The following is an 18,228-nucleotide window of genomic DNA, read 5'->3' as shown; positions in this document are numbered from 1 at the left end:
GTGATACCTATGCCTTACGCAAGAAACTATGGCCTTTACGAAGTCATGACCGCGTTGCAGCAAAGTGACGGCCGTGCCAGTCCGCACAACGGGCAACCGGGGCATGCGTTGGCCTTGCATGTGGATGCCCGTGGCTTGCAGATTTCCGACCGGGTGCGGCCAACCGGTGAGGATTTGCCGGGCGGGTACGAGGGCAAGACCAGCCCGTCTGGCCGATCGATTGGTAATCCGGGAACAGCACCCATCACTGAGCCAGGGCGGGCGTTCATCATGGGTACCTCGACCCTCCCAGGACCCGCCAATGGCCAAGAGGTCAAGGACACTTGGGAGCATTTCGAGCTGCAAAAAAATCGAAGCGCGATTACCGCGCGCATTAACGCCGGCCTGGCGTCCGGCCGGCAGCGGCTGATCGACAATGCCAATGCCCTGGCCGCGCAACCGCTGCCCACCGCTGTCGGCGGGGCCATTGTCAATCGGATCAACCGGACCTACGTGAACAAGTTTCTGGGCACCGAGTTTTCCGGGGTGTTTGCCGACTCCCAGCAAGCCGCGATTGTCGCTCGCGATGTGCTCAATTCCACCATCGGCTTTCAGCAGCTACAGACACTCGATGCCGGCGCGACGCGCGCGACGATCGAAACACCGGTCAACCCTGTCATCGGCGTCAATCCGGTGCTGCTCTATCAGTCGCGCCGCGATGTGGTAGGCGGCGATACGCCAGGCCTGGTACAGATCTCGTCGGCCTGCATGCTGGTCGACCGCATGCCTGACGGCACCCTGCACATCCATACCTTCTACCCGGTGCCTTGACGCCATGGCCACGACCCAAGCTCATCGCGAAATCCAGGTCACCAGTGTGTTGGGAGCCGACGTGTTGCTGTTCCGGCGCATGCAGGCCCTTGAGGGCCTGTCCCAGCTCAGCGAATACCGGCTGGAGCTGTACAGCGAGCGCGCCGACCTGAATATCGATGACCTGCTGGCCACCCAGATGACGGTCGCGGTGGACCTGCCCAAGGGCGGCAGCCGCTACTTCAACGGGCACGTCAGCCACTTCGCGTTCACCGGTCGCCAGGGGCGTTACGCCACGTACACGGCGGTGTTGCGACCGTGGCTGTGGTTCCTGACGTTGGCCAGCGACTGCCGGATTTTCCAGGAACTGAGCGTGCCGGACATCCTCAAGCAGGTGTTCGCGCCCTACAGCATTGCGGATGTCGACACCTCGGGCTTGAGCGCCAGCTACAAGGCGCTGACCTACTGTGTGCAGTACCGCGAGAGCGACTTCAATTTTGTCAGCCGCTTGATGGAACAGCAGGGCATCTACTACTTCTTCAAGAGCGCGGCCGGGCGTCACACCTTGGTACTGGCTGATTCTTACGGTGCCCATTCGCCCGCACCGAAGTACGCCCAGGTGCGTTTCATGCCCGCCGAAGACCACGCCATGCGCGAAAGCGAAGTGATCTACGACTGGCGCATGAGTGGCGAGGTGGAACCGGGCGGCTACACCCTGCAGGACTTCGACTTCGAAAAGCCCAGTGCCAACCTGTTGGCCAAGTCGACCCTGGCCGGCAGTTACCCGCAGTCGCGTCATGAACGTTACGACTACCCCGGCAAGTACACCGAGCGCAAACAGGGTGAAACCTACGCGCGCACGCTGATCGAGTCGCTGCACACCGGCACCCAGCGCGTCACTGGCGCCACCCGCGCGCGCGGGTTGTTTCCGGGCGCGCTGATGACCTTGACCGAACACCCGCGCAGCGAGCAGAACGCGCAATTCCTGTTGCTGGAGGCGCGTTATCGCTTGTCCTCGGACACCTACGAGCCGACGCCGCCGGACCATCCCGAGCCGGTGCTCACCTGCGAGTTCGTTGCCCTGTCGCGCCAGCAGCAATTCCGTGCGCCGTGTGTGTCGCGCAAGCCGCTGCTGCACGGCCCGCAGACGGCCATGGTGGTGGGCAAGCAAGGCGAGGAAATCTGGACCGATAAATACGGGCGCATCAAGGTGCAGTTCCACTGGGACCGCGAAGGCAAGCGCGATGAAAACAGTTCGTGCTGGATTCGTGTGGCCCAGGGCTGGGCTGGCAAACGCTGGGGCGCGCTGTACACGCCGCGTATCGGCCAGGAGGTGGTGGTGAGTTTTCTTGAAGGCGACCCCGACCAACCGCTGGTGACCGGCAGTGTCTACAACGCCGACACCCTGCCGCCCTATGCGCTGCCGGAAAATGCCACGCGTTCGACGATCAAAAGCAACTCATCCAAGGGCGGCGGTGGTTACAACGAGCTGCGTTTCGAAGACAAGAAAGGCGCGGAACAGGTGTTCCTGCACGCCCAGAAGAACCTCGACCAGCGCGTGCTCAAGGACTCCCTGGACTGGGTCGGCGGTGACCGCCATTCAAAAGTCGACAACGACCTGCGCGAGAAAGTCGGCGGTGACCGGCATTCCTCAGTAGGCGGCAATCGCAACGAAAAAGCCACCGGCGCCGTGTCGATGACCGCCGGCACCAACATGATCATCGATGGCAAGTTGAAGACCGGTGTTACTGCCGGCCTCGACGTGCATATCAAGGGTGGCATGAACGTGGTGATCGAAGCCGGGGCGACCATCACCCTGAAGGTCGGCACGACCTTTCTCACCCTCACCCCGGCGATGATTCTCGCCTCGACCATTCCCATCCCATTGCCCCAGGCCGGCACTGCCGCGACCGCACTGGCACTGTCGGCTGCCACCGGACCTGCCGGCGTGCCGTTGCCGCCCAAGGAGGCCGACGATGGCAAATAACCCTTACAGGAGCCCACTATGAACCTGATCCTGCTGGTCAAAAGCTACCGTGACCAACCGATGCCCGGTGACGTGATCTGCCGGTTTACCGAGGTGGGTGGCTCCATCGGCCGAGGTCCGGACAATGACCTGACCCTGGACGACCCTGGCAAATACATTTCGCGGGTGCATGCGCGCATCGAGCTGCGTGGCGCCGAGTTTTACCTGACTGACACCGGCAGCAATCCCAGCCTGGTCAATGAGCGTCCGCTGGGTAACGGGCGCGAGCGCGTGCTGGAGGAGGGGGATCGCCTGGTGATCGGTGATTACGCCCTGGAAGTGCGCCTGGAGCAGCCAGCCGCCGTCGAACCCGAAGACGATGCCCTGGCGACACGGATCCTGCCGCCGTTGTTTGTACCTCCACCGCCGCCCGTGGCCGCGCCGCTGCCACCCCTGGAAGTGCCCCAGCCGTTGGTGCGCAACCCGGAAGTGGTGGTGCCGGTGCTGCTGCATGATGACTTGGCCGGTGCGCGCATTCTGGAGGGCGGCTCGTTGTTTGACGGGGCGATGCCGTTGTCGGACCCGTTGGGGTTGAATCCATCGCTGACGCCAGCGTTTCGCGGCACTGAAAGTGACCACGTGGCGCCGCAGTTGCAGGCGTTCAACGCGCCGTTGTGGCAAGCGGAGCCGCAGGTGATTCCGGAGGATTACGACCCGTTGTTTGGCCTGTCCACCCAACCCACGGTTGCCCCGGAACCCCATGTGGGAGCGGGCTTGCTCGCGAAGAACGATAACGCGGTCATCCAGGAACAACCGATCGTCTTGGAGACCTTCGCGAGCAAGCCCGCTCCCACATTGACCGCGTCCAACAGTGATGACGCTGTGTTGCATGCGTTGCTCCAAGGCCTGGGCCTCCCCGACCTTCACACCACCCGTACCCCCACGGAGCTGGCCCAGTTGGTCGGCGAAATGCTCCGCGCCGCCACCACCGGCACCATGGATGTGCTCATGGCCCGCGCGCTGACCAAGCGCGAAAGCCATATCGACATGACCATGATCGGTGCCTATTCCAACAACCCACTCAAATTCTTCCCCGACGCCGACAGCGCGCTTACCCAGATGCTCGGTGGCGACTCGCCGGCCTATATGCGCCCGGTCAAGGCGATGAACGCCTCATTTGAAGACCTCAAGGCTCATGAACTGGCGGTGATCGCCGGCATGCGCGCGGCCCTTGGTGCGGTGGTGCAGCGCTTTGATCCGGCACGGGTCGAGCAACGCCGCACCACCCATGGCGCGCTGGACAAGTGGATGCCGGCGCGGCGCAAGGCGCGGTTGTGGGACCGTTTGGTGGAGCGCTACGAAGACCTGGCACGGGATGCCGATGAGGATTTGCAGCGGTTGTTTGGTGAGCTGTTTTCCAAGGCTTATGAGGAACAGGTCGCGCGGATGCGGCAATGAGGGGCAGGGCCCGCTTCGCAGGCCAATGCGGGACAAGCCCGCTCACCACAGCCATCCACCCATTTTTGAGTAATAGTCATGTCCTGGAATAACAAAGTCGTCTGGTCCGAAGGCATGCTGTTGCAGCCTCAACACCTGCAACAACATGACCGTTTCCTGCAGGCCCAACTGGAAGCCCGCGTCAGTGCCTTGCGTGCTTACAGCTGGGGTTTTTCCACGCTGGAAATCGACCCGCAGCAGTTGGCCATGGGCAAGTTGTCCTTGTTGTCGTTCAGCGGCGTGTTGCCTGACGGTACGCCGGTTGGCCTGCCTTTCGGCGATGAAATGCCGTTGCCACTGGAGATCCCCGGCGACGCCCGCGATCTGAAAGTGGTGTTGGCGCTGCCCAGCCTGCGTCCTGGCGTGTCGGAGGTGGATGACAACCCCAGCTTTGAAAACTTCGCCCGCCATCGCAGCAGCGAGTACGAAGCCTGGGACAGCAATGGCCTGGACAGCAGCGCGTTGATGAGCATCGGCAAACTGCGTCTGCGCCTGGCGTTTGAAGGCGATGTAGCGGATGCCTACACCACCCTGGGCATCGCCCATGTGGTGGAAAAACGTGCCGACAAAAGCGTGGTGCTCGACCGCACTTACTGCCCGCCGTGTCTGGACATCCGTGCCGCCGAACGCCTGGGGGCGTTTGTCGATGAGCTGCTGGGCCTGGTGCAGCAGCGGGTCGAGGCGCTGGCGTCGCGCCTGACTCAACCCGATGGCAGCGGCGCCGCAGAAATCGCCGACTTCCTGCTGTTGCAGGTACTCAATCGCAGCCTGCCGTTGGTGCGCCACTTGGCCGCGATGACCGGCCTGCATCCCGAGCAGTTGTACCGCGACCTCGCGAGCCTGGCCGGTGAATTGGCGACCTTTACCCGCGATGACAAGCGCGCCTCTGCCTACCCGGCGTACCGCCATGCAGCCCTGGCGGAAACCTTCGCCCCGGTGATGCTCGACCTGCGCCGTGCACTGTCGACGGTGATGGATGCGCGCGCCATCGCGATCCCGCTGGAAGAGCGCCAGTACGGCATTCGTGTGGCGGTGCTGCCCGACCAGGACCTGCTGCGTTCGGCCACCTTTATCCTGGCGGTGCAGGCACAGATGTCCGCCGAGAGCGTGCGCAACGGCTTCCCGCCGCAGGTGAAGATCGGCTCGGTGGAGAAGATCCGCGACCTGGTCAACCTGCAACTGCCGGGCATCGGTCTGCGCCCCTTGCCGGTGGCGCCACGGCAGTTGCCGTTCCACGCCGGTTTTACCTATTTCGAACTTGATCGCAGCAGCGAATATTGGCAATTGCTGAGCCAGTCGGCCGGCTTTGCCCTGCATATCGCCGGGGTGTTCCCAGGGCTGGACATGCAGTTCTGGGCGATCCGCAACTAAGGCAAGGTGACTGACGTGAACGACACTTTTGAAGGCGACCCGGATCGCACCCTGCTGATTCCCACTCCAGGTGGACGCAGGGCAGCACCGCCGGTAACACCGGTACAGCGCGAAGCCATGGTGTTGCAGGGCCAGGGGCTCAACCCGCTGGTGCGTGCCGCCAACCCGCTGTTGGACCTGGTGGTGCCGTTGCGCAGCCTCACGGCCATGCCGGATATGGAAAGCCTGCGCCAACGCCTGATCCAGGCGGTGCAGGCCTTCGAAGCCCAGGCCCGCGCCAGCCAGGTCGACGTGGAAACCGTGGCCGCCGCGCGCTACGCGTTGTGCACTCTGGTCGACGAAACCATCGCCAGCACCCCGTGGGGCGCCGGAGTGTGGGGCAGCCGCAGCCTGTTGGTGACCTTCCACAACGAGGCGTGGGGCGGCGAGAAGTTCTTCATGATCCTGCAGCGCCTGAGCCAGGACCTGCGTACCCATATCGACGTGCTGGAGTTGATGTACCTGTGCATGGCGCTGGGCCTGGAGGGACGTTATCGCGTGCTGGATCGCGGCCTCGATCAGTTGGGGTTGCTGCGTGAACGCCTGCTGCACTTGATCAACCAGCAACGTGGCAATCAGGAGCAAGACTTGTCACCGCGTTGGCGCGGTGCCGAAGCGCCGCAGGCCTCGATGTTGCGGCGGGTGCCGTTGTGGGTGTTGGCGTCGGTGGCGGCGGTGCTGCTGTTGAGTGTGCAACTGACCTACAGCTGGTTGCTCAACCGTGCGTCCGACCCGGTGTTTGCCCAGCTGGGTTCGATCCGTGTGGCTTCGCCGCTCAAGGTGGCGGTGCCGGCCACGCCTGCGCCCGTGCGCCTGGCCGGTTTCCTCGCGCCGGAAGTGGCCCAGGGGCTGGTGGCGGTGAAAGACAGCGCCGACCGCTCGGTAATCACACTGCGCGGCGATGGGGTGTTCGCCTCCGGCAGTGCCGAAGTGTCGAGCAACTTCGACGGCTTGCTCGCACGCATCGGCGATGCCCTGGCTACGGTGCCGGGGGATGTGGTGGTGGTTGGGCATACCGACAACGTGCGGCCCTCGGCGACCTCACGGCTGGGCTCCAACTTTGATCTGTCCCAGGCGCGGGCCAAGACCGTCGCACGCTTGCTGGCACAACGGGCCGGGCCGGTGGAGCGTTACCGCAGCGAAGGCCGTGGCGAAACCGAACCCTTGGTGCCCAACGATTCAGCGGCGAATCGCGCGCGTAACCGCCGCGTCGATATCACCGTATTGATCCCTTCCCAGGCGCAATAGCCATGAATTTTTCGACGCTGTTTTCGTTGTTATGGTCCCCGGTGGAGCGCTTCATCCTGTGGCTGCTCAAGCCCTGGTTGTTGTCGCTGATCGGTGTGGCCTTGCTGTCCCTGCTGGTGTGGTACGAAGGCCCGTTGCTGGCGTTCAACGGCAGCGAGCCGTTGGCGCCGGAGTCGCGGCGCTGGGGTTTGATCGGGTTGTTCGTGTTGGTGTGGGTCAGCTATTTTGCCTGGCGCCTGTGGCGGGCCTGGCGTGCCAACCGTGGTTTGATGGCGGGCGTGGCCGATGCGCCAACGGTGGCGCCCGGCGTGCGTGAGTCCCAGGCCGAAGTGGCCGAGTTGGGCGAACGCATGCGTTCGGCCATGGCGGTGCTGCGCAAGGCCAATCCTGGCTGGAAGATGAGCGGGCAGTACCTGTATCAATTGCCGTGGTACATGTTTGTTGGCGCGCCGGGCAGCGGCAAGACCACGGCACTGACCCATTCCGGGTTGCAATTTCCCCTGCGCGAGGCCATGGGCAGCGGTGCCATCGGCGGTGTCGGCGGCACGCGGCATTGCGATTGGTGGTTCACCGATGAAGCGGTGCTGCTCGACACTGCCGGGCGCTACACCACCCAGGACAGCTACACCGAAGTCGATAAGGCCGCGTGGGGCGGCTTCCTCGATTTGCTGAAAAAGTACCGCCGCCAACGCCCGGTCAACGGTGTGATCGTAGCCTTGAGCGTCAGCGACTTGTTGCAACAGACCGAGGCCCAACGCCAGGCTCAAGCCGTGGCGATCCGCGCGCGCATCAATGAGCTGTACGAGCGCCTGGGCTTGCGCTTCCCGGTGTATGTGATCATCACCAAGTGCGACTTGCTCGCGGGCTTTTCGGAGTTCTTCGAAACCTTCGGCCGCGACGAACGCGCGCAGGTGTGGGGCGTGACCTTTCCGTTGGCCCAGCCACCCCAGGTGGAGACGGGCCTGGCGTCGTTCCCGGGCGAGTTCGATGCCCTGGAGCGTCAGTTGCAACGGCGTGTGCTGGAGCGTTTGCAACAGGAGCGTGACTTGTCACGACGCGCGTTGCTCTACAGCTTCCCGCAACAGTTCGCCAGCCTGGGCGACGGCCTCACGCGTTTTCTCAATACAGTCTTCGAAGCCAATCGCTACCAGGAACCGGCACTGCTGCGGGGTGTGTATTTCACCAGTGGCACCCAGGAGGGCAGTCCTATTGATCGGGTGCTGACCTCGCTGGCGGCGTCCTTCGGTCTGGGCCGCAAGGTGCTGGCGCCGAATGTCGCCAGTGGGCGCAGTTACTTCATCACCCGCCTGCTGCGCGAAGTGATCTTCAAGGAAGCCGGGCTCGCCGGGGTCAATCACCAAGAGCAACGGCGCCGACGCCTGCTCGGCCGCGCGGGGCGCATGGCGGCGGGTGTGGCGTTCGTCCTGCTGCTGGTCGGCATGACCATCAGTTATACCCGCAACCTGCAACTGATCGCCGATGCGTCCAGTGCCGCCACCAACGTCGCGCAATTGGCCAAAGCACTGCCGGCCGAAGGCGATGTGCTGGTGACCCTGCCGTTGCTGAATGCTGCGCGCGCGTTGCCCAGCGGCTACAGCGACGGCGACCGCAGTGTGCCGTTGCTCAGCCGCATGGGCCTGTACCAGGGCAACAAGCTCGGTGCGGGCGCAGTCACGTTGTATCGGCGCTTGCTGCGCAGCACCTTGTTGCCGCATATCGTCGCCAACCTGGAAAACGCCTTGCGACGTGGCGATGCGAGCAATCAGGAGTTTCTCTACGAAACCCTGCGTGCCTACCTGATGCTCGGCGAGCGGCAGTTCTTCGACGCGCCGTCGGTGCAGGCCTGGGTCGATGTGGACTGGCGTCGCGAACTGCCCCAGGCCACGCCTGCACAGTTGCAGCAACTGTCGGACCACGTCACGGCGCTGTTGGAGACCGACGACGAGGCCGAGCCGGTGCAACTGGACAGCGCGCTGGTGGCCAAGGTGCGCCTGGCGTTGGCGAGTATGCCGTTATCCCAGCGCATCTATAACCGGGTGAAGCGCCAGGTCGACCAGCAACACCTGCCCGAGCTGAGTGTGAACAGTGCGGTGGGGCGGGATGTTTCGTCGTTGTTTACCCGCGCCAGTGGCGAACCGTTGTCCCGTGGGGTGAGTGGCGTCTACAGCATCGCCGGCTACCGGGAACTGACCCGCAAGACCCCGCAGGCCGTGGCCGAGATGGCCAAGGACAGTTGGGTACTGGACCGCCAGGAGTCGGCGCAGATTGCCGGCGCCAACCCGGCCATGCAGGCGGCGGTGCTGGAGCTTTACTACGCCGACTACATCCGCCAATGGGACAGTTTCCTTGCGGATGTGCACCTGGCACCGTTGACCAGCCTTGGCCAGGCCTCGTTGGTGACCAATGTGCTCGCCGCCAGCGATTCACCGTTGCGCGCGTTGCTGGTGGCGGTGTCGAAGGAAACCACGCTGGAGGGGGTGTTGACCTCGACCACAATCAAGGACACCGATCAGCGCGTGCGCGACAAGATCGCTGCGGCCACGCAAAAGCTGCAATCGGCGCTGGGTGGCGATAGCCCGGCACCGGTGGCGGACGCGTCGGCCAACCCGGTGGACCCGCATTTCGCCGCGCTGCATCGCTTGGTGGGCAACGGCACCGGTCCGCAGCCGGTGGATGAGGTATTGGCGTCGCTGAAGGACGCCGGGCAATTCTTCGACAGCGCTGACGCCGCGCGCCGCAGTGCTGCGCCGGCACCTTCCAACGAGGTGTTGGGGCGCTTGAAACGCTCGGGTGACACGCAGCCTGCGCCGTTGTCGACGCTGCTGCGGGATGTGGAATCGGGGGGCACGGCGCTGACCCTTGGCAATGAAAAAGCCCGGTTGAATGCACTATGGGAGGCGAGCGGCGCACCGTTCTGTCGGGCGGCCATCGATGGGCGTTATCCGCTGGTGCGCAGCTCGGCCCGCGATGCCACCGCCGATGACTTCGGCAAGTTTTTCGGCCCCGGTGGGTTGATGGACGATTTTTTCAGCAAGAACCTTGCGGCGTATGTCGACATGAGCGGCATCCAGTGGCGCTGGCGTTCAACTGGCGTGACGCCGCTGAATATCTCCCAGGATGTACTCAATCAATTCCAGCGTGGCGCCAAGTTGCGCGATATGTTCTTCGTGGCCGGTGCGCGCCAGCCGTCCATGCGTTTCGACTTGAAAACCCTGGGGGCAGATCCGGCACTGAGCAAGGTCACGCTGGATATCGATGGCCAGCCGGTGGTGTTTGACGCTGGGACGGTGGCCGACTTCGCCAGTATCTCGCTGCCCAGCGGCAAGTCCGGCGGCCTGGTGCGACTCGATGCCACGCCAGGTCTGGCCAGCCCACTGCGCAGCGACGGCCCCTGGGGTTGGCTGCGCATGATGGACAAGGCTGTGGTGAGCACCCAGGGCGAACAGCTGCAACTGACCTTCAATCTGGAAGGCCATCGGGTGGCGTATCTGCTGCGGGCCAGCAGTGTGATCAATCCGTTCCGCCGCGACAGCATCGAGCAGTTCCATTGCCCGGGCAGCTTTTAGGAAACAGCCATGAATGGATTTTTTGGCAAGGTTCCCACCCTGGGAGACTTTGTCAGTCGTCGCTTGGCACCGGAATTCCTTGGCCCGTGGGACGCCTGGTTGCAGGCCGGTTTGCAGTGCAGTCATGAGCGTCTGGGCGAGCAATGGCTGGAGGTGTATCTGTGCAGTCCGATCTGGCACTTTGCGTTGACGGCGGGTGTGTGTGGTGAACAGGGCTGGGCCGGGGTGATGATTCCCAGTGTGGATCGGGTGGGGCGCTATTTTCCACTGACCGTTGCTGCGGCAGTTGGAGACGGGCTGATGTTGGATGCGACCTGGCATGGTGAGGTGGAGCGCTTGGCGTTGTCAGCCTTGAGCGAGGCGTTTTCCCTCGAAGTATTTGATGAGTCAGTACAGGCGTTGCCATTGCCCATGCTTATCGAACGAGCAGATCCCGCCATGCGGGTGTTGTTCTGGAGCGAAGGTTCCCCCCACGTTGCGCCGACGCGTTGGGAAGGGGAGGGATTGCCCGATGCTGAGACCTATGCCGACATGCTCGGCGGCCCATGGCCCTGAATGAAAAAGCCCCGAACCTGTCGGGGCTTTGCTGATCAACCCAATGCAGCAAGTTGCGCCACGGTTTCCGGGAAACGTGCCACCAGGCGGATCAGCGTAGCAGCCTGGGCGTTCGGCTTGGCCCGGCCTTGCTCCCAGTTTTCCAGGGTGCGGGTGTTGGTGCGCAGGTACATGGCGAACACCGACCGGGAGAGGTTGAGTTGTTGGCGCACCGCGACCACTTCCTCGGCGGTGAGTGGCGCCAGGTTTTTGAGGTGAACCTTGTGGGTTCGCAGGGTGACTTTGCCTTGGCGTTCGTCTGCCAGGGCGTCGAAGCCTTCGACCAGTTCGGAAAAGATTTCACGTTTCATAATGTGTTCTCGCTTTGATTTCCCTGTCCAGCAGGTGTTTTAGGGCTTTTTTGTGCTGTGGTGTCAGGTCATCCTGTTCGTGCTTGCCGTACAGGGTGAACAGCCAGAATTGCGTGCCGCCCGACCACCAGTAGTAAATGACCCGCAGGCCACCGCGCTTGCCTTTGTTGCGCCGCTCATCGACGAAGCGAACCTTGCGCAGTCCGCCTGTTCCCTCGATCACATCTCCTGCTTCCGGGTTTTTCATCAACTCTTGTTGAAAACCCTGGAAAAGCTCGTCACTCAGATAGTCCTTGCGATGCCGCTCGAAGGCCGGCAGTTCGATAAATAGAGCATCCATGTTCTGTACGTAGCCTGCGTATAGTTTGGTGGCCCACCCGCGATGGGTCAAGTGACCCTGCTGTGGGAACTTTCCTAAAACGCAGACACCATACGGCGGCCTTCATCGAGTAGATGCCGGATGAGGAGGCAGATGGCTGAGGAAAATTCCGTGAATAGGGGAGGGTAAAAGCCACTCCCCCAGAAACGCAAAACGGCGCCCGAAGGCGCCGTTTTGTTGACTGCATCCCGCTAAGCGATCAAACGCCCAGCACCGCGTGCTGCACCAGGGTGAGCAGCGGTTGTGGGTACACGCCCAGGAAGAACGCGAGCAGGGCGATGGCCAGCAGCATCACGCCGCCTGCCTTCTGTTCCCAATGCAGCTCGGCATCCACACGGCGCAGGTTTGGCTCGATCAGGTAGAGGGTGACCATCACGCGCAGGTAGTAGAACACGCCAATCGCGGAGCCCAGTACCAGGGAGGCAACCAACCACCATTCGTGGGCTTCAACACCGGTGGCGACGATGTAGAACTTGCCGATGAAGCCCGCCGTCAGCGGGATACCGGCCAGGGACAGCATCATCACGGTCAGCACGGCGGTCAGGTACGGACGGCGCCAGAACAGGCCGCGGTATTCGTACAGGGCGTCGGCGTCACGGCCTTTGAATGGCGACGACATCAGCGTGATAACGCCGAATGCACCCAGGCTGGTGATCACGTAGGTGACCAGGTACACGCCCATGGCTTCCACAGCCAGGCCTTTGCTCGCCACCAGGGCGATCAGCAGGTAGCCGAAGTGAGCGATGGAGGAGTAACCCAGCAGACGCTTGAGGTTGTTCTGGGTCAGGGCCAGCAGGTTACCGAACAGGATCGACGCAATGGCGATCACGGTCAGCACGGTGCTCAGTACACCGGTGTTGGCAGCAGGGGAGATCTGGAACAGACGCACCATCACCGCAAACACAGCAACCTTCGACGCGGTGGCCAGGAACGCCGCCACCGGCGCCGGGGCGCCTTCGTACACGTCCGGGGTCCACAGGTGGAACGGCACCAGCGACAGCTTGAACGCCAGGCCGATCAACATCATGGCCAGGCCCAGTTGGGCGATTGGCGCAGGCATGTTGGTGCTGGCCAGGGCGTGACCGATACCGGTGAAGCTCAGGCTGCCGGCTTCGGCGTAGAGCAGGGCCATACCGAACAACAGGAACGCGGAACCGGCGGCCGACAGCACCATGTACTTGATGCCGGCTTCCAGGGAACGCTTGTTGAAGAAGGCGTAGGCCACCAGGCCGTAGGTCGGGATCGACAGCAGTTCCAGGCCGATGAACAGGCCCGCCAGGTGCTGTGCGCTGACCAGCACGATACCGCCGGCCGCAGCCAGCAGGATCAGCAGGTACAGCTCTTCCTTGTTGCCTGGGTAACCGGTGCCGCCTTCGCCCATGTAGGCGTGGGCGAGGGTGACGCACGCCAGGGTCGCGACCAGGATCAACGCGATATACAGCAGCGCGAAGTCATCCACCATCATCAAAGGCGTGACCGCCAATGGCGCGACCTTGAGGGCCGGGATGATCGACAGCAGGGCCAGGTTGAGACCGGCACAGGACAGCAGGAACGTTTGCGAATGATTGCGACGCCAGGCGATTGCCAGCATCACCACCACGATGGTGAGGCTGGTAATCAGCAGCGGCGCAAGCGCGATAAAGTGTTGGATCGTGAATTCCATAGCGCTCTTACCGGGCCGAAGCGAGTTGAGAGAAGGCGGTGCCGAACCACTGCTGCACGCCATGCATCGTCGCGGCAGAAGTGTCCAGGAACGGTTGCGGGTACACGCCGATGTAGATCAGCAGCACCGCAAGGCCGAGCACCATGATCAGTTCGCGAGCATCCATCCCTTGCAGGACGGTGTCGGACTTGGCCGGGCCGAAGTAGGCGCTGTGGATCATGATCAGCGAGTAGACCGAACCGAACACCAGGCCGGAGGTAGCAATCGCACTGATCCACGGTGTTTGCACGAATGCACCCATCAGGATCAGGAACTCGCCGATGAAGTTGCCGGTACCCGGCAAGCCCAGGGACGCGGCGGCGAAGAACAGGCTGATCGCTGGCAGGTACGCGATGCGCGACCACACGCCACCCATTTCACGCATGTCACGGGTATGCAGGCGCTCGTACAGCTGGCCACTCAGGATAAAGAGGGCAGCGGCCGAGACACCGTGGGCCAGCATCTGGATCACGGCGCCTTGCAGCGCCAGTTGGCTGCCGGAGTAGATGCCGATCAGTACGAAGCCCATGTGGGAAACGGACGAGAAGGCAATCAGACGCTTGATGTCGGTTTGTGCGAACGCCAGGAACGCACCGTAGAAGATCCCGATCAGACCCAGGGTCATGGCGATCGGCGCGAACTCGGCCGAGGCATTCGGGAACAACGGCAGGGCGAAACGCAGCAGGCCGTAGGCAGCGGTTTTCAGCAGGATACCGGCCAGGTCCACGGAACCTGCGGTCGGCGCCTGTGCGTGAGCGTCAGGCAGCCAGGAGTGGAACGGCACCACCGGCAGCTTCACCGCGAACGCGATGAAGAAGCCCAGCATCAGAATGTACTCGGTGGTCAGGGACATCTTGGTTTTCAACAGGTCGGCGTAGTTGAAGGTAATCACGCCGGTGTTGTTGAAGTTGACCAGTACCAGGCCCAGGATCGCCACCAACATGATCAGGCCGGAAGCCTGGGTGAAGATGAAGAACTTGGTCGCCGCGTAGATCCGGGTTTTCTTGCCGTCCGAAGAACTGTGACCCCAGAGCGCGATGAGGAAGTACATCGGCACCAGCATCATTTCCCAGAAGAAGAAGAACATGAACAGGTCGAGGGCGAGGAACACGCCGACGACACCGCCCAGGATCCACATCAGGTTCAGGTGGAAGAAGCCCACGTGACGCTGGATCTCTTTCCAGGAGCAGAGTACCGAGAGGATACCCAGCAGGCCGGTCAGCAGGATCATCAACAGCGACAGGCCATCGAGGGCCAGGTGCACGTTGATGCCGAAGCGCTGGATCCACACGTGCTTGAATTCAAGCGCGAACGTTGGATCGACACCCGGTGCCGGAGCAAATGAATAGTCGCCATGGGCCCACAGCCAGAGGCCAAGAGCGAGTTCCAGGGACATGGTCAGCAACGCAATCCAGCGGGGGAGGGTGGCGCCGAAGCGTTCACCCATCCAGCAGAGCAGGCCGCCGATGAAGGGGATCAGGATTAGCCAGGGCAGAATCATGACAGGCTCGTTTCCTTTCGCAGGTTCGCAATATTCATAGTCAGACCGCTACCACAACGATGGCGCCGATCACCAGCACGGCACCGGCTGCCATGGAAGCGGCATACCAACGCAGTTGACCGGTCTCGCTGCGGCTCAGGGCGGTGTGACCGGCCTTGGCGGCACGCGGGATCAAACCGATGGTCTGGTCGAGCGGGTCTTTGCGCAGTACATGGCTGATGGCAAGGTAAGGCTTGACGAACAGTTTGTCGTAGATCCAGTCGAAGCCCCAGGCAGCGAACCACCAGGCCGACAGGAAACGGCCAATGCCACTGTTGGCCACGGCGGTCACGAAGCGACGCTTGCCGAGGAACAGCAGGGCTGCCAACAGGATACCGGCGATGGCGATGGCGCCCGAGGCGATTTCCAGGCTGTGCTTGGCAGCGCCACCGGCATGGCCGGCGCTTTCTGGCAGGACACCGGCCAGCGGTGGGGTGATCAGGGCGCCGATGAAGGTCGACAGGATGATCAGAACGGACAACGGCAACCAATGCGAGATGCCATGGCCTGCGTGTGCTTCGGTCTTGGCTTCACCGTGGAAGGTGATGAAGATCAGGCGGAAGGTGTACAGCGAGGTCATGAACGCACCCACCAGGCCTGCGTACAGCAGGTTCTGGTTACCGCTGGCAAAGGCTTCCCAGAGGATTTCGTCTTTCGAGTAGAAACCGGCGGTCACCAGCGGCAGGGCTGCGAGTGCGGCACCACCGACGATGAAGCTGGCGTAGGCCAGTGGCAGTTTCTTCCACAGGCCGCCCATCTTGAAGATGTTCTGCTCGTGGTGGCAGGCAACGATCACCGCACCGGAAGCAAGGAACAGCAGGGCCTTGAAGAACGCGTGGGTCATCAGGTGGAAGATCGCCGCGTCCCAGGCGCCAACGCCCAGGGCCAGGAACATGTAGCCGATCTGGCTCATGGTCGAGTAGGCGAGGATCCGCTTGATGTCGGTCTGTACCAGGGCAGCAAAACCGGCCAGCACCAGGGTCACGCCGCCCACGATGCCCACCAGGTGCAGGATGTCCGGCGCCAGGGTGAACAGGCCGTGGGTACGGGCGATCAGGTAGACGCCGGCGGTCACCATGGTGGCCGCGTGGATCAGTGCGGAAACCGGGGTAGGACCGGCCATCGCGTCCGCCAGCCAGGTTTGCAGCGGCAGTTGTGCGGATTTACCCACGGCGCCACCCAGCAGCATCAGGGTCGCCAGGGTGATCCAGAAGTCGCCAACCTGGAATTTCTGTGGTGCCAGCACCAGCAGTTCCTGGATGTTCAGCGTGCCCACCTGTTGGAACAGGATGAACAGGCCGATGGCCATGAACACGTCACCGATACGGGTCACGATGAAGGCTTTAAGGGCTGCGTTACCGTTGTTGCGGTTGCTGTAGTAGAAACCGATCAACAGGTACGAGCACAGGCCCACGCCTTCCCAGCCGAAGTACAGGAACAACAGGTTATCGCCCAGCACTAGGAACAGCATGCTGGCGATAAACAGGTTGGTGTACGAGAAGAAGCGCGAGTAACCGGCTTCACCGCGCATGTACCAAGACGCGAACAGGTGGATCAGGAAGCCCACACCCACCACCACGCCAAGCATGGTGATCGACAGGCCGTCGACGTAGAGGGCGAAGTTGGGCTTGAAGCCCTCCACCGACATCCACTGCCACAGCACGAGGGTGTAGTGACCGCCTTCCGGCGGGGCCACGTTGAATTGCCAGATGACGTAGGCGGTCACGATGGCCGAGAGGCCAATGGAGCCCACACCCACCAGGGCCGAGAGGTTTTCCGACCAGCGTCCGCGAGAGAACGACAGCAGCAGGAAACCGATCAGGGGAAATACGAAAGTCAGAAAGATCATGTTCATCCGCGCATCTCACTGGCAGCGTCGATATCAAGCGTGTGGAAGCGACGATACAGTTGCAGCAGGATCGCCAGGCCGATACTGGCCTCGGCGGCTGCCAGGCTGATCACCAGGATGAACATGACTTGTCCATCCGGCTGGCCCCAACGTGCACCTGCAACGATGAACGCCAGTGCAGCGGCGTTCATCATGATTTCCAGGCTCATCAACACGAACAGAATATTACGGCGAACCATCAGGCCGACCAGGCCAAGGCAGAACAGGATGCCGGCGACCGCCAGACCATGCTCCAAAGGGATAGCAGGCATCGTCATTGCTCCTTGGCTTCGTTGCGGCCCAAGTGGAAGGCGGTGATGGCTGCAGCGAGCAGCAGCATCGAAGCCAGTTCGACCACCAGCAGGTACGGGCCGAACAGGCTGATACCCACGGCCTTCGCGTCTACGGTGGTGTGGCCGATGGCCTGACCGCTCTGGTGAGCGAACAGCACATACAGCAGTTCACCCAGCAGCAGCGCTGCCAGGATGACCGGGCCGAGCCAGATGCCGGGCTTGAGCCAGACGCGCTCCTGGGCGACCGAAGCCGGCCCCAGGTTGAGCATCATCACCACAAACACGAACAGCACCATGATGGCGCCCGCATAGGCGATCACTTCCAGCACGCCGGCGAACGGGGCGCCGAGTGCGAAGAAGGTCATGGCCACGGCGATCAACGAAATGATCAGGTAGAGCAGGGCGTGCACAGGATTGGTGTTGGTGATCACGCGAAGCGTGGACACCACTGCAATACCGGACGCGAAATAGAAAGCGAATTCCATCTTTCTTCCTTAAGGCAGCAAGCTCTTCACGTTGATCGGCTCGGCTTCGTTTTGTGCGGCGCCTTTCGGCTTACCGGCAACGGCCATACCTGCAACACGATAGAAGTTGTAATCAGGGTTTTTACCGGGACCAGAGATCAAAAGATCTTCTTTCTCGTACACCAGGTCCTGACGTTTGAACTCGGCCATCTCGAAATCCGGCGTGAGCTGGATCGCGGTGGTCGGGCAAGCTTCCTCGCAGAGGCCGCAGAAAATGCAGCGCGAGAAGTTGATTCGGAAGAAGTCCGGGTACCAGCGACCGTCTTCGGTTTCAGCTTTCTGCAGGGAGATGCAACCCACCGGGCACGCCACGGCGCACAGGTTGCAGGCTACGCAACGCTCTTCGCCATCGGGGTCGCGGGTCAGCACGATACGGCCGCGATAACGCGGCGGCAGGTACACCGCTTCTTCCGGGTATTGCAGGGTGTCGCGTTTGCGAAAGCCATGGCCGAAAACCATCACCAGGCTTCGCAACTGGGTACCGGTACCCTTAACGATGTCGCCAATATATTTGAACATGG

At 62.4% G+C, this 18,228-nt stretch carries 15 protein-coding genes; 7 read left to right on the top strand and 8 right to left on the bottom strand.

Going from position 1 to position 18,228, the window contains the following annotated elements; translation table 11 throughout:
- Positions 1 to 9 precede the first annotated feature (9 nt).
- The 7 genes from H096_RS03730 to tagF all read left to right on the top strand — a co-directional run bounded on the left by H096_RS03730 (position 10) and on the right by tagF (position 11,031).
- Positions 10 to 810, top strand: coding sequence for a hypothetical protein (locus tag H096_RS03730; protein ID WP_033896851.1), 801 nt, complete (start codon positions 10 to 12; stop codon positions 808 to 810).
- 4 nt (positions 811 to 814) lie between these two features.
- A complete protein-coding gene (locus tag H096_RS03725) occupies positions 815 to 2,776 on the top strand; it encodes a type VI secretion system tip protein VgrG (RefSeq protein ID WP_033896850.1) in 1,962 nt (653 codons plus the stop codon).
- Between the two features lie 18 nt (positions 2,777 to 2,794).
- Positions 2,795 to 4,213 carry a type VI secretion system-associated FHA domain protein TagH gene (tagH, locus tag H096_RS03720; protein ID WP_033896848.1) on the top strand — a complete coding sequence of 473 codons (1,419 nt, stop codon included), beginning with the start codon at positions 2,795 to 2,797 and terminating at the stop codon, positions 4,211 to 4,213.
- A gap of 78 nt (positions 4,214 to 4,291) precedes the next feature.
- Positions 4,292 to 5,623 carry a type VI secretion system baseplate subunit TssK gene (gene tssK / locus H096_RS03715; protein ID WP_033896847.1) on the top strand — a complete coding sequence of 444 codons (1,332 nt, stop codon included), beginning with the start codon at positions 4,292 to 4,294 and terminating at the stop codon, positions 5,621 to 5,623.
- 15 nt (positions 5,624 to 5,638) lie between these two features.
- Positions 5,639 to 6,910 carry a type IVB secretion system protein IcmH/DotU gene (gene icmH, locus H096_RS03710; RefSeq protein ID WP_033896846.1) on the top strand — a complete coding sequence of 424 codons (1,272 nt, stop codon included), beginning with the start codon at positions 5,639 to 5,641 and terminating at the stop codon, positions 6,908 to 6,910.
- A 2-nt stretch (positions 6,911 to 6,912) separates the two neighbouring features.
- On the top strand, positions 6,913 to 10,476 hold the full coding sequence (tssM, locus tag H096_RS03705; RefSeq protein WP_051421940.1) for a type VI secretion system membrane subunit TssM: 3,564 nt from the start codon (positions 6,913 to 6,915) through the stop codon (positions 10,474 to 10,476).
- 9 nt (positions 10,477 to 10,485) lie between these two features.
- Positions 10,486 to 11,031 (top strand): type VI secretion system-associated protein TagF, encoded by a 546-nt coding sequence (gene tagF / locus H096_RS03700; RefSeq protein ID WP_033896845.1) that lies wholly within the window; start codon positions 10,486 to 10,488, stop codon positions 11,029 to 11,031.
- Between the two features lie 35 nt (positions 11,032 to 11,066).
- On the opposite strand, the gene H096_RS03695 is transcribed toward tagF, so the two are convergent.
- The 8 genes from H096_RS03695 to nuoI form a co-directional block, all read right to left on the bottom strand.
- Positions 11,067 to 11,381 (bottom strand): XRE family transcriptional regulator, encoded by a 315-nt coding sequence (locus H096_RS03695; RefSeq protein WP_033896843.1) that lies wholly within the window; start codon positions 11,379 to 11,381, stop codon positions 11,067 to 11,069.
- Positions 11,371 to 11,721 (bottom strand): toxin, encoded by a 351-nt coding sequence (locus tag H096_RS03690; RefSeq protein ID WP_033896842.1) that lies wholly within the window; start codon positions 11,719 to 11,721, stop codon positions 11,371 to 11,373. The genes H096_RS03695 and H096_RS03690 overlap by 11 nt, the downstream gene beginning before the upstream one ends.
- A gap of 238 nt (positions 11,722 to 11,959) precedes the next feature.
- Positions 11,960 to 13,423 (bottom strand): NADH-quinone oxidoreductase subunit NuoN, encoded by a 1,464-nt coding sequence (gene nuoN / locus H096_RS03685; protein ID WP_033896841.1) that lies wholly within the window; start codon positions 13,421 to 13,423, stop codon positions 11,960 to 11,962.
- A 7-nt stretch (positions 13,424 to 13,430) separates the two neighbouring features.
- A complete protein-coding gene (gene nuoM / locus H096_RS03680; RefSeq protein ID WP_033896840.1) occupies positions 13,431 to 14,963 on the bottom strand; it encodes an NADH-quinone oxidoreductase subunit M in 1,533 nt (510 codons plus the stop codon).
- Between the two features lie 40 nt (positions 14,964 to 15,003).
- Positions 15,004 to 16,857 (bottom strand): NADH-quinone oxidoreductase subunit L, encoded by a 1,854-nt coding sequence (gene nuoL, locus H096_RS03675; RefSeq protein WP_033896839.1) that lies wholly within the window; start codon positions 16,855 to 16,857, stop codon positions 15,004 to 15,006.
- Positions 16,854 to 17,162, bottom strand: coding sequence for an NADH-quinone oxidoreductase subunit NuoK (gene nuoK, locus H096_RS03670; protein WP_003174727.1), 309 nt, complete (start codon positions 17,160 to 17,162; stop codon positions 16,854 to 16,856). Before nuoK ends, nuoL begins: the two co-directional genes overlap by 4 nt.
- A gap of 2 nt (positions 17,163 to 17,164) precedes the next feature.
- A complete protein-coding gene (gene nuoJ / locus H096_RS03665; RefSeq protein ID WP_016974946.1) occupies positions 17,165 to 17,668 on the bottom strand; it encodes an NADH-quinone oxidoreductase subunit J in 504 nt (167 codons plus the stop codon).
- A gap of 9 nt (positions 17,669 to 17,677) precedes the next feature.
- The gene (gene nuoI / locus H096_RS03660) at positions 17,678 to 18,226 is read right to left on the bottom strand and encodes an NADH-quinone oxidoreductase subunit NuoI (protein WP_003174725.1); all 549 of its coding nucleotides are present in this window, start codon (positions 18,224 to 18,226) and stop codon (positions 17,678 to 17,680) included.
- Positions 18,227 to 18,228: the final 2 nt, after the last annotated feature.

The organism is Pseudomonas sp. FH1, from assembly GCF_000510895.2.
Lineage (GTDB): Bacteria > Pseudomonadota > Gammaproteobacteria > Pseudomonadales > Pseudomonadaceae > Aquipseudomonas > Aquipseudomonas azotoformans_A.
Note: the sequence above shows the minus strand (reverse complement) of the source record. Positions and strands in the feature narration are given on the sequence as shown.